Annotated in this window: 10 protein-coding genes and 1 tRNA gene; 7 read left to right on the top strand and 4 right to left on the bottom strand. The window is 38.1% G+C overall.

All coding sequences use genetic code 11. The annotated features are described in order from the left end of the window. Positions 1-374 precede the first annotated feature (374 nt). From PR833_RS00700 to PR833_RS00675, 6 genes are all read left to right on the top strand, one after another. A tRNA-Arg gene (locus PR833_RS00700) sits at positions 375-449 on the top strand. Positions 450-1395: 946 nt separating this feature from the next. Continuing rightward, a complete protein-coding gene (locus PR833_RS00695; protein ID WP_104873590.1) occupies positions 1396-1608 on the top strand; it encodes a HEAT repeat domain-containing protein in 213 nt (70 codons plus the stop codon). 1495 nt (positions 1609-3103) lie between these two features. Then, positions 3104-4336 (top strand): YjgN family protein, encoded by a 1233-nt coding sequence (locus PR833_RS00690; protein ID WP_272525814.1) that lies wholly within the window; start codon positions 3104-3106, stop codon positions 4334-4336. Next, entirely contained in the window at positions 4333-5373 is a 1041-nt protein-coding gene (locus PR833_RS00685) for a M48 family metallopeptidase (protein WP_014656295.1), read from the top strand. The genes PR833_RS00690 and PR833_RS00685 overlap by 4 nt, the downstream gene beginning before the upstream one ends. A gap of 346 nt (positions 5374-5719) precedes the next feature. Then, positions 5720-7033, top strand: coding sequence for an NAD(P)/FAD-dependent oxidoreductase (locus tag PR833_RS00680; RefSeq protein WP_272525813.1), 1314 nt, complete (start codon positions 5720-5722; stop codon positions 7031-7033). A gap of 373 nt (positions 7034-7406) precedes the next feature. Next, on the top strand, positions 7407-8657 hold the full coding sequence (locus tag PR833_RS00675) for an SLC13 family permease (RefSeq protein WP_272525812.1): 1251 nt from the start codon (positions 7407-7409) through the stop codon (positions 8655-8657). Between the two features lie 41 nt (positions 8658-8698). Here PR833_RS00675 and PR833_RS00670 read toward each other — a convergent pair whose 3' ends face one another. The 4 genes from PR833_RS00670 to PR833_RS00655 all read right to left on the bottom strand — a co-directional run bounded on the left by PR833_RS00670 (position 8699) and on the right by PR833_RS00655 (position 12300). Continuing rightward, positions 8699-9493 (bottom strand): MoaF C-terminal domain-containing protein, encoded by a 795-nt coding sequence (locus tag PR833_RS00670; protein WP_272525811.1) that lies wholly within the window; start codon positions 9491-9493, stop codon positions 8699-8701. 9 nt (positions 9494-9502) lie between these two features. Further along, complete coding sequence (locus PR833_RS00665) at positions 9503-10282, bottom strand: SDR family NAD(P)-dependent oxidoreductase (protein WP_004921272.1); 780 nt, start codon at positions 10280-10282, stop codon at positions 9503-9505. Between the two features lie 184 nt (positions 10283-10466). Further along, positions 10467-11204: a cyclase family protein gene (locus tag PR833_RS00660; protein WP_040133306.1), complete on the bottom strand. Its 738-nt coding sequence runs from the start codon at positions 11202-11204 to the stop codon at positions 10467-10469. Between the two features lie 208 nt (positions 11205-11412). Further along, the gene (locus PR833_RS00655) at positions 11413-12300 is read right to left on the bottom strand and encodes a MetQ/NlpA family ABC transporter substrate-binding protein (protein ID WP_004921277.1); all 888 of its coding nucleotides are present in this window, start codon (positions 12298-12300) and stop codon (positions 11413-11415) included. 172 nt (positions 12301-12472) lie between these two features. Here PR833_RS00655 and PR833_RS00650 point away from each other — a divergent pair, with 172 nt between their 5' ends. Beyond that, positions 12473-13597 (top strand): CMD domain-containing protein, encoded by a 1125-nt coding sequence (locus PR833_RS00650; RefSeq protein ID WP_272525810.1) that lies wholly within the window; start codon positions 12473-12475, stop codon positions 13595-13597.

Below are 13597 nucleotides of genomic sequence, written 5' to 3'. Positions count from 1 at the left end.
ATAAGAAAAGTGATCAAATGCACGATTGGCTAACTGTATCCGTTACAATGGAGTAATAAACAGTACAGTGTTCACGAGGCTTAGAATGGGCTTTTTAAGATAAGCGATAAACATCGGCGCTCACTGAGTTTACTTAGCATTACTCATCAAAAATGCGAATCTCGATTTACGGCTTATCCCTGCATAGGATGAGCAATTCACGCCATAATTACCCTCAATAATAACATTACGTGTTTTTATAGTTTCATTAACATATCGCGCAAAAGATCACCTAAAACTATAGTTTATTACTCTTTTATAAAAGAAATTCCACGTAACAACTTGATTCAATTAGAAGTCAGAAGTAGAATGCCGGACGTTGTAACATAATTTATGTCCCCTTAGTTAAATGGATATAACGAGCCCCTCCTAAGGGCTAGTTGTAGGTTCGATTCCTGCAGGGGACGCCACTGTAAGCCAATAAACCCGCTATCCTCCCACTAAAAACCTGCTTTACCTGTCCGTTGAGTTAAATAATACTAAACTGAATAAATATTTCTCAGGGGAATATGGGGTCTCACACACTTTTATTACCCCAATGAAACTAAACGTAATTCCAAGATAACGCCTATAAACAAACCGATGATGATGATTGATGTTTTAATGTATCGTCCACTGGCGCAAAATTTTAATAAACTCGACAAAAAGAAAAACTTCATACTATCGAGTTATATCCTGCCATTAGTTTTGTGTGTCTTGCTGCACGACAAAACTGGAACTGCTCTGGCAAATTCTGTCCGTTACCCTATAGCAGCAATGATTTTCTCTTGTACACCATTAATCGACATTGAGTATCAATGCCCTAATGTGGCTAAGTCTGTTCAGCTCTTCATGCTATCAATTATTTAGCATTACTGCGGCATTGACTGTGTTTTGTCGGCTTTACATCACCGCATAGCGTATTAGCACATTAGGCACTAACAATAGTAATCAACTTGCCTGCTAATGCCCTCTAAACCGTTTTTTATACGTCAAGCCTGTATTTTACTTTCGGCCTCCTTTCCGGTTTCATCTCGTCATGAATAAGTTAACACTGTTCCTTGTTGCTTGCGCGCGTGTAAAAGGTTTTCATCTCAAAGTCACTTATTAGCCACCATAGCTAATAGACAACATTAATCAAGCCCCCCATCAAAAAGCGATTGATTCCTCAAAGGCATGTTATTCAAGGCCCCACATTGCTTTAACTAAATCCCAGCACTGTGACATCCATTACCCGTTTAAGTTAGATTCCAAACATATTCCGAGTTAAAATAACAATTAATTTCATTTAGTGCTCAATAAATGAATGAAAATATTCTTTAATTCCATTTAATATATCAAAATGAGAAATCAAATATGGATTTGAAGGTAAGTTATATGGAAAATAATATAATTCATACACTCGTTGAATTAACAAATAGAGGTAATGACGATGTTAAAATAGCCGCAATCACCGCTCTCGGAGATTACAAGGCAACGATTGAACAGCAAACTGCTATTTCTAGGCTTATTGAGTTGTGCAAGGACCCCAATAAGGATGTGGCAATTTCAGCCATAAAAGCCTTAAGTAAGCTTGCAGAATTCTTTTAACTTATTGTAAACACTCCGTTCTAATGTAATTTAGCAAATACATCGCCTGCTGTTCGTTCTCAGCTATCATCACTAATCTTGTTCAACTGCTACATTAGGTCGTGCGGTATCTCCATGATTCTGTTTTGTCAATAACGAAGCCGACATGACCATCTCCGATATGTGAAAAAATACAATACAACCGCATTTAAGTTAAAATAAGTTTACGCCATCGCTAAGATATGAGCGAGAAGAACGAATGCCATAACGCACTATCATTACATTGGCGAAGCCTACTCATTAAGGAGCTGGTTTAGCTATCCCGACTAATCCACGAAGTTTGGGTCGATAGAAAATAAATCTAATTACAGGATAAATAGCATCCTCCATGAATGCATTCACCTGCCTAACGCAATGCTTTGCAACGTCTAAGTTTATCACTGTTTTTTCTGATAACGCATCTAAAACATTTTATGAGCTTTTGTATTATGTATAGCATTTAATAACAGCCTCACGAAAGGGATTACTGCTTAGTAAAAATTATTATTAATACGCATTTCAACAAACTCACATTACCTTTTATCACCTATTCCGCTTATCATGGCGTCCCCTGTAGGAATCGAACCTACAACTAGCCCTTAAGAAGGATTCGTTATGTCCATTTAACTAAAGGGATATAAATTACCTTACAACGTTCGGATATTTCTTACTTCTAACTCATTCTCCATTTTGTGTGGAGAGTGAAAGTAACCATCATTAATATCTGAAATTACATATCTTCTAATCTAAATAACGTATCCGTATTTTTTACTATTCATTAGCTAAGTAACATCAATACAAATCCTCTATCCCGATGGAATATATTTTTTGTCTCTGGTAGTTGTTGCACTCCCTATTAACTGTGCGACCTATCATTTTTATTTCCTTAGATAAAGAGATTTTTACTGTTATCAATGTTGAACCAACAGAGTCGATAAATCAAAAATGCTATTGTCACTCGCTATAAATGAACCACTATAGTATCGGCAATCCCAATAATCTAAAAAAAGAAAGCTTTCCATTTCATGATAAAAATCATCAAATCCAGACATGTCTCATATAAAGTGTGAATCATACAGTACATTCATTCAAAATAGGATAATTCTTGAATTAACTCTTTTACTCTATTAAAGCTAATAAACAACCACAAGTTGTCCCTTTATGAAGATAAAAATTCTCATATGATGATTTATTTATATTGAGTTTTACTTAATAATAATTTAGATTAAGTCACAAAATTTGTGATTGGTAAAGCTGGGAATTTACATTTTTAACGAATAAACCGTTGTATCATATTTAGCTTGCTGTATTTTATACTTGAAAATTCACTAACTACTGTCATTTTCATCTAAATACACATCACTATGCGTTATATCTCATTAGTTTCAGCCTAATTGTCTACGTATAGCGTTTTAAAATGTAAGTTACTTTTTATATCCCCAGCACACTGTAAATAAAACATAAATAGAGTAACCTTATGGAAAACGCAACAAAAAACCTTTTGGATATCGATATTGAAAAGGAAGATATACGTAGTCAAGTTCATCATGTTAAATTTCATGGTGACAATACTGAGTATTTCTTTATATGGATAGTGAATGTTTTATTGACGATACTCACTCTAGGTATATATTCAGCTTGGGCCACCGTCAGAACCCAACGCTACTTCTTAGGTAATACTGAGGTTAATGGCTCACGTCTTGAGTATCATGCTTCACCTGTAAGGATTCTAGTATCTAGGCTTATTATATTTTTCTTTTTTGCATTATATTTAGCCGTTAACTATCTTTTCCAACCAATAGCATATGTTATTCTGTCCCTGTTTTTCTTGATGCTACCTTACTTTATTATTCGCTCATGTCGTTTCCATGCCATTATGACAAGCTATAGAAATGTAAGATTTAATTTTCTCGGCAGTTATAAAAAAGGGTATTGGTACTTTTTTATCCTTCCATTATTACTTTTATTAGGTGCAATTGCTTTTTCATTCTTGGTAGGACAAGTCATAGGTTTAATCGCTATCTTTAGTTCAGCGAATACCAATGAACATATAAATCTGAGTAGATACTTTATCGGCACATACGCGACTTTGTTATTAATAGCGATTTCTTTATATGCCATTTTTGCAATAAGAACCAAACAATTGTATGAGTATTTCGCAAATAACTTTTACTTTGGCAAATCTGCATTTAAGCTAAAAATGAATTATCGGGCAGTGGCTAAAATTTATAGTATCGCTTTTTTAATACTGGTTCCTTTCATCATCTTAAGCGGGTTTAGCATCATCTCTATGATAAAAACCGTTATCATACACGAAAGCAACTTCAGTGAGTTAGAACCACCTGTTTTTTTGTTTTTATTCATATATTTATACTTATACGTAGGGTTTTTCTTCTCTTATAGTTACATTCATATCATGATGAGACGTGAGTTTTTCAATAAATTAGAATTCAGTAACGAGCTAAAATTTAGCTCATCCATCACCTATTTTTCTTACCTAATTTTACTGTTCTCTAATAGTCTTATTATTATATTTACGCTAGGGTTAGCTACGCCTATTGCTCAAATTCGCCATGCACGATATTTCGCCATGAACACTAAAATTACAGGCGATATGTCTCTAGAGAATGAACTCGCTCATGATGAGACTCACTCCAATTCTTTTCATGATGAAACGCTTGATTCCTTCGACTTTGGATTATCGTTGTGAACATAGTGGGTGAATATACTTATAATAAAAAGGCACTGAAACACAGTGCCTTTATTGAGTTAGATAATGATAAGCATCAAATTACTCTTCACGTTAACGATGAAGTTAAAACATATCTATACCAAGATATTCATTTATCAAAACCACTAGGAACACTACCAGACTCTATCTATTTTTCTGATGGTGGATGTTTTACCTGTGATAAAGAGCAACATTTACGTAACAAACTCGTTCTGAAAAAAGGCAAACTCCATTTTGGTGTTATTCACTTTTTAGAACGTTATAAAATGGCTAGCCTGTATTTACTAGCCTGTATTATTCCTATGGTATATCTCTTTTTCCAATTCTTTCTACCATCAATGGCATCGATTATTGCTAAAGAGACTCCTGTTCGAATTCAAATGCACCTTGGCCAAGAAACACTCGTACTCTTAGATGAAAGTGTACTTGAACCAAGTAAATTGCCATTAAAAAAGCAGCAAAAACTTAAGGCGCTATTTGAAAGAATTACACCTCAAGAATTTAATAATTATGATTTAAAACCACGGCTTATTTTTAGAGACTACCCGAAACAAGCCAACGCATTAACATTAACTGACGGTACAATCATCATTACTGATGAGTTAGTTAACTTAATTGAAGATGAAAATGAACTTGTTTCCGTTTTATTACATGAAATGGGCCATCATTATCATCATCATATAATGAATTCTTTAGTGAGTTCATCATCGTTAAAATTTGTCAGCATGTGGATACTGCGCAAATCATCAGGGATTGAAGACATATTGTTAAATTCAGGTAATCAATTAATGACATTGAGCTACTCTCGGGATATGGAATTAGAAGCTGACCAATTTGCTATTGAGTATATGTTAAAACAAGAACGCCCTTTAGAGATGATGGAATCAATATTTATCAAGCTGGCTAACATATCACCTGAAATGAAGAGTAAGCTATTAAGTACCCATCCTCTATGGAAAGAGCGCTTAAATGCGATAGATGCATCTAAACCCTATAGTCAGGATAAAAAACACTAATCACCTCGCTAACATCCCTTTTTATCAATCACTGAATAGAGAATCCCCAATAATATGGAGATTCTCTATTTGCCTTATTGGTAAAAAAATCAACATATAACTGATTATTAATGGAATATTTATACGTTCGATATAGATAGCGTTTATGAAAACAATATGCCGCGTTTTACCACTCTGTTACCACACGAGCATCGCTCTGTTTTATGTGAAATTGAGTTTTCTTCACTATCAAAAAATCAAATTTACGTTATAGTCATGATCTTTAAGTGTTATTTAACCTTTTGATTATGATGTCAATACCCATCATATATCGTCGCTAGCACAAGATATTATTAGGCAAAATTAGATGAAATACGCATCCGTGCCATTTAATCAAAACGAAAATGGTTGGTTAAATGAAACTTCACGCACTCCCCGATATCCGACCTTAAATCAAAATACCGACGCAGATTGGGTAGTTATAGGTTCCGGCTACGCGGGTTTATCTTTTGCAAGAAGACTTGCACACAACAATCCGAACCTTAAAATTATTCTCCTTGATTGCGCAACGGCAGCCGAAAGTTCATCTGCTCGAAATTCAGGATTTATTATTGGGTTACCTCATAATATTGGCAGTTCAACGGCCGAACTAAAGAAAGCCCAATTTTATCGCACGTTGCTTGAAGAAGGCATTCATCAGCTCGCGACATTAACTGAACAGTTTGCGATTGAGTGTGACTGGGAAAGTGCCGGCAAATATCATTGCCAAGTTGATAAAAAGAATGAAGGTGTTTTACAAGAGTATGTCGATAATCTCAATACAATGAGTGAACCTTATCAATTACTCGATAAGGAGATGCTCTATCACAAATTAGGTACGCATTTTTATCATAAAGGGATATACACACCAAATTCAATTCTCGTTAATCCAGCAAAATTGGTGGTAGGCTTAGCACGCTCATTACCTGAGAATGTAAAGGTGTATAATTACACTCCCGTTATGGCAATACAGCCTGGCGCCACCATACAGGTACTGACTCCTTATGGCAATATTCGTACAGCAAACATTATGTTAGCAACGAATGCACTCTCTAGAGAATTAACACCAATTAATCATAACCAAGCAGCAATGGCGACATTTGCCAGTATCACAGCCCCACTTTCTCTCGAACAACAACAACGCTTACCTGCGATGAAGAGCTGGGGCTTAACACCTGTGAATGCTATTGCTGGCGCAACGTTACGCTATACCAAAGATCAGCGTATATTGATCCGCCAGCATGTTACCCCTGCGATATGTGGGCGGATCAGTGCAGAACAAACTTATCGAGTGACACAACAGCATCAACAGCTATTCAATAAAATCTACCCGCAATTAGCCGACGTTCCGATAACAAATACTTGGTCCGGTACAATCAGCGTTACCAGAAATGGTGCTCCTATTTGGGGCAAACTCATGAAAGGCGTGTATAGCGCGGGCGGTTGTAATGGCGCTGGGATCTCAAAACAAACCATAGCAGGAACATTATTGGCAGATTATGCTTTAGGAGTTGATAACCCTTTAATTGATGCCATGCAGCAACTTGGGCAAGCGAACTATTTGCCACCATCACCGATATTGGATATTGCAATCCACGCCTCATTACTGAAAGAAAGATATATTGGGAGAACGGAAGTATAATGGCAATCGAGTGAACTCTCCCATTCTAGTTTGATCTACATTCCGCACTAACCAATGGAACCCTTTTATCGCGTCATTTATTGGACCATTGGTTTCCCATCAGTAAGAAATTTTACTGCAATTTGCTGCCTATTCATGCTAACACCATAGCCTACGTTATGTGATTGAACCTTTGCCCAATAAACCTGCTGTGAATGCTATTCAACGGTTATGATCGCCATCCATCGAATATTTTTTATTTAACTCAGACTGATTAGGATTATCATTAAATGACTTTTCACAACTTATTATTATTTAAAGGTTATTCTAACTTGCTTCATTGATCCTTCACCGCTAAATTACCCGTAATTTTACTAATATGAGTGAATGGTTTATGAGCCTCACAATCATTATCTTTTTACTTGTTTATATTGCGATGGGGTTTGGTAAGCTCCCCGGTTTTAAAGTGGATAGAACCGGTGCTGCTGTTATTGGTGCCTTAGCCATGATGGCTGTCGGTAGTATTACCCCTCCTCAAGCATGGAATGCGATCGATTATCGTACTATTGGTATGTTATTTGGGTTGATGGTGGTTTCCGCCTCTTTTGTCGTATCTGGATTTTACAGCTGGACGGCAAACCGCGTTGCCATGCTCAAAGTCAGTGCCCCTGTGTTACTCGCTGTACTCATTGCTGTAGGTGGTTTACTTTCTGCTTTATTGACCAATGATGTTGTTGTGGTGGCAATGACCCCATTATTAGTTTCTATTACATTGTCACGGGGATTAAACCCTGTCCCTTTTTTGTTAGGGTTTTGCTTTGCTGCAAATAATGGCGCTTCTGGCTCCTTGATCGGTAGCCCACAAAATATGATCGCAGCCCAAGGGCTAGATATTTCATTTGTTGGGTTACTCCAAGCTTCGGCTGTACCAGCCTTACTCTCATTACCACTGACTTGGGCTGTTTTAGTTTTTCTTTATCGGAGCCGTTGGTATCTGGCGAAAACATCCGTGGATGGAGCCGCGGCCCCCCCTACTCCATCTACTGATCCTGCAACAAAACTTGATGTATGGGAAACCAGTAAAGCGGGCATTATTACGTTAATTGTTATTATCGCTTTCGTCATCAGTGATATTCCAAGAGAGCTTATTGCATTAACTGCGGCTGGGTTTTTATTGCTAAATCGCTCAATTGCATCAAGTGATATGCTGAAATTAGTTGATGGTAATCTGTTATTACTGATTATGGGATTATTTGTCGTCAATGCTGCATTTGCATCAACGGGATTGCCTCAGCAAATGTTAAATGATTTACGGAATAACGGTGTTGAGCTAAATAACCCTATCGTACTTTTCTTGATCACTGGTGTGTTAAGTACCATTGTTGGTAATAACCCCGCAGTAATGTTACTGGTGCCTTTCTTATCATCCAGCGGTAATACCGACTCATTAGGTGCCGCCTTAGTACTTGGCTCGGGTTTTTCAAGTAATTTATTCGTCTTTGGTAGCCTTGCCGGTATCATTGTGGTCGAACAAGCTGCCGCTTATGGTGTGAAAATTTCGTTTTCGGAATTTGCCAAATCAGGAGGGATCGTCGCTTTATTATGTATGCTACTAGCAGCAGCATGGATAGTCTTGGTGCTTTAAGCAGAATGCCACTCGCGTAATAGCGAGTGGCATATAAATAATTATTTCAGATAGCTGGTTTTATTTAAAATAGTGGCATGCGCCCCAACGGGAAATAGGCTAACCGCACTAAAGGCCTGATCCTGATACCCCATGATCCCACCATCCGTCCTCATCATATCTAAATCAATCAGGATAATGCCGAGTGTTGGAATAATTTTCTCACGCCAAATAAATAAATATAGCTGCTCTGATACCTTAATATAGTGGCAGCGGTCAACATCAGCTAACCCCTTTTCGACCCCATCTAAACAATGCCACGCATAAAACTGTTCGTTAAGATAAACATGTTCATAGCGCTCTTTTGGGTTATAGGTATACATATTGCGCATACCAATTAATTCAGATGTGTAGGCCGGTAAGGAGCGTTGAGCCTCTCCTAAAGTGCCAAAATAAATCTCCACTTCGACATCTGTCAAAGGGCGATTTTGCTCTACTTTACTAAAGGCAGAAATGCGGATATCTGCTTCGTCAGGGAGTTTACCTTGCACTAATACACAGTTACCGTCTTTTTCATTGATAATTAAGGTAACACTGGCTTGCCAATCATCTGGGGAGATAAAATTGACGAAATAAACCCCTGAACGAATTGAGGTAACACGGCAATCAATTGTCACACCTTGCCATTCAATTTGTTGATCTGCTGGAAAAGAAATATCTTCTTGCCGGTCTTTTTCAGCGAATCTCAATTGAAATGTTTTACCTGTTAATTGGTTATTGGTTTCTAAAATATAGCTATCTGGAGCAAAACCATCTGACAATGCGCCAACTTGGATAAAAGCCACTTCTTCAATCATAATAGCTCCTTAAGTAAAAGCGAGTGTAGGTAAATCAACGACGCTTGCACCACCATCAATAACCAGTGCAGCACCTGTAATCATTGATGCGTCAGTAGAGCATAAGAATCGGCATGCCAATGCGACCTCTTTTGCCGTTGCAGGGCGCTGTAACGGTACATCACGGCATACATATCGATAAGCGTCATCTAATGTAAATTGATGCTGCTCCATTAAAGGCTGCATCTCTTCATCTGCCATTGGTGTTCTAACCCAGCCGGGACAAACCGCATTCGCTCTGACACCTTGATGACCATAATCACGTGCAACGGAGCGCATCAATCCTATTAAGGCGTGTTTGGCTGTCACATACCCACACGCTTCCGGACCTGCGGCCAACGATGCCAGTGAGCCGACAAATAAGACATTACCGTGACTTTGCGTTAATAGGGGTATACAACCACGAACACTCGCAAAAGCACTATCAAGATTAGCTTTCATCGCTTGATGCCACTGTTGGTCATTCATATCTTCAACACGCCCCAACCCCATTCCGCCTGCATTGCACACCAGCACATCAATAGTGCTCGTATGTTGCTTAATTTGTGGCAAAATAATTTCGTTCCATGAAGTTTCAGTTGAGACATCAGCAACGATAGCAATGGCACCTGTTTCAAGTGCAACTGCATTTAGCGGCTCTGCACGCCGTCCAACAATAAAAACTTGATCCCCTTGCTGTGTGAATAGTTGCGCACACGCCGCACCAATCCCTGTGCCACCTCCTGTAATGATGACGGATCTTGAGTTCATTCAACCCCCCTATCGCTGGAATTGTTAAAGCAACGTTAATTTATTTATTAATATAGAAATAAATAACCTTCGTTGACCATCGATCTAAGGAACGATATTCAGCAAAATACGGAGGTCGCGAATAAATTTATCGCTAAAAGGTATCAACCTGCCTCACAACAGGTTGATAAAGATAAGGGAAGCATTAAGGTAAGATAGCAAAAGAACGCACGGGAAAACCGCTCGCATTATTAGGTTTGGCAACAATATTAAAAATAACCGCCCCTCTCGTCGGTAATTTGTCCAGATTGGTCATCAATTCAATTTGATAGGTGTCCTGCTCTAGAACATAGTATTCACCTAATAATGCATTATGGCGACGAAAATCCTTAGCCGCATCGGTGTCAAAGGTTTCATGGCCTATTGCTTTGATCCCCCTTTCCTCAAATAAGAATTTCAATGCATCAATCCCCCAACCCGGTATCTGATTATTTCCCTCTGCATCTTTGTTATCCATCGCCTCCTGAGATGGCCAGCGATGACTCCAGTCAGTCCGTAGTGCAACAAAAGTATCAGGCTCTATTTTTCCGTACTCTTGTTCAAAATTGAGTACATCTTGACGTGAAAATGCAAACGTAGGGTCTTGCTTCGCTCTTTTTGATTGGTCAATCACAATTAGGGGTAAAACTAACTCTTTTAGTTCTAATTCATGTAGATAGCGTTTCCCTTCAACGAAATGGCAGGGGGCGTCAATGTGTGTGCCATATTGGCCTGGAAAAGTAAATTGTTGGGCAAAAAAACCATCTGGATAATCAAATAATGTCTTTATGCTTGCCGATTCAAACATAAAAAAATGCGGTGAATCTTTATCAAAAGGATGCGTTAAATCAACCCATGTTTTTGACTTTAATAATTTAAGTGCTGTGATTAAGTCATTTTCCATAATATTCCCCTGATGATGTGTTAATTCAATTTTTAATTTTTAGCTTGTTCAATAACTAATTAACGAAAAAAACACAATTTGTCTAGATCAGTAAAGAGAGGAATTTTCATATTAAAAATAGAAGAGAAAATCGTATCACTCAAATAAAAAACCACCTAATATAAATATTAGGTGGTCAAATGTAACATAATAAAAAATAATAAATAGACTAGGGTTTTGGATAATTAGCCCATGCTTGAGGTTCAATAAAACCATCATAAATAGACTGAGAACGAATGTAATCAGCGTATTCTTTAGATTCAAAAGCCTCTTTTAAATCTTTTGCCCATTGGGAATTCACATTGTCTTGCATAACAGTCACAATCACCCGATGCTCTAATGGTGAATTTTCTACAACCAGCCCATCGGCAATACGCTGACCAGCGCTGGCAACATAGTTGCCGTTAACAACAACAAAATCAACATCATCTAATAAACGTAACCCCTGAGCTGCATCGGTTTCACGTATATCTAAACGGTATTTAGCAGGTTCGATATCATTAACACTAAAGGTTAATGTACTGATATTCGGTTTAATTTTTATCCAACCTAACTCTTCTAAAATACGTGCGCCGCGCTCTGCATTTACGGGGTCATTGGATAAAGCAACGATCATACCGTCTTTCACTTCGTCTAATGATTTATGTTTATTCGAACGTAAGCTTTGTGGTGCACTCGGAGAATCAGTTAATGCCACCATATTAATATTATTTTTCTTATTATAAGCTTCCATATATGCACGACTCTGGTTTACCGAGGCATCGATAGAACCTTCTTCAAAGGCGGGATTTATTTGTCTATTTTGCGAAAATTGGCGTAAATTGACTTTATAACCCTTCTTTTCCAAGATGGGTACAATCCCTTTCTCAACTTGGTCGATATAATTACCAACCCCAAAACCTATAGTGATCTCTTTTTTATTCGGATTATCCTTTTCACTATTATCATTACATGCAGCTAATGCAATAACAGCGGTAGCAATAAGCGATAAGTATTTTATTTTTTGTTTCAACATGATGTTACGACCCTGTGTAAATAATGTGGCCAGTATAATCATATTTTTTACATCTTATTTAGATCATCTCGTTATAACTTAATACAAAAAGAATATATAACCTATTTTATATGCCTTTTAGGTATATGAATATAATAATTTGTTCGTTCGAATAACGATTCGCTTGATATGTAATGAAGGAGATAAAAAACGTTAAAAAAAAGTGAGTTATGAAATGCCGATTTTAAATTATGATTTAATTGATGCGCTAATCAATATAACACCAGAGTCTACCTTAGCAGATGCAAGGAAAGAACGTTCAAACGCGACAGAAAATACGCAAGCTGCTTTTGAAGCGATTTTTTCCGCACCGTCACCCCAATTAACCGGAGAAATTAAGTTTTTATTTGCGCGAATTATCGCTGAACAGACAGGTAGCCATGTGCTAGCCGATTTTTACAATCAATTATTAGGGCAGCGCTCACCTAACTTGAATACGCCAGCGCTTCAAGCCGCTGAACACTATTTACGCATATTGGTGAGCCAGCCAAAACAAACTCATTACTCCCTCATTCATGCCCTTATTGAACAAGGGTGGCACGAAGCGGATATTATCCTACTTGCGCAATTAATAACTTTTGTCACCTATCAAGCCCGTTTAATTGAAGGGTTAAGATTATTGCAAGGTAACAGTACTATCACCAAATCTGCTGAGCCAGTTACTGCTGGACAATGGAATAGCAACTCACACACTCATCAAGGCCAACCCGCTCCGACCGCCTTCACTCAAGATCAACTTGGATGGGAATCATGGCTACGAGCGAGAGATCCACAGACGCTAGAAGCAGATGAAGCTCAGGTGATGAAAAAATTCGGCCAACTTAATTCTGAATATTTTTTGCTGCTCGCCCATCAAAGTCACATTCTAACACTACGTACGCTTATCGATCGTGGCGTCTTTTATACCCTCGGCGGCTTACCTCGTTGGGAACGTGAATTTGCTGCTGCGGCGGTTAGCAAGGTGAACGGCTGCATCTATTGTGCTTCGGTACATGCTCGTAAAGCCAGCCAATATGCCAAAGAGCGTAAAGCGGATGTTGAGAAGCTTATCGCAACGCCAGTAGGCGCGATTTTAGCTGAGGGTTTTGATGACCGTTTAACGGCGATTACGGATTTCACGACAGCGCTATCAACGACACCAATACGAGCCACGCATCAACAGGTTGAGACACTACGTCAACTAGGGCTAAGTGAGCTAGAGCTACTTGATTTGATCCAATCAACCGCCTTTTTCTCTTGGGCTAATCGACTGATGCTCTCACTCGGTGAACCATTTGAACTTAAACAGGACAAGGAGTGA

It is taken from the genome of Providencia sp. PROV189, assembly GCF_028480065.1.
Lineage (GTDB): Bacteria > Pseudomonadota > Gammaproteobacteria > Enterobacterales > Enterobacteriaceae > Providencia > Providencia stuartii.
This window is presented reverse-complemented; position numbering and strand designations above follow the sequence as displayed.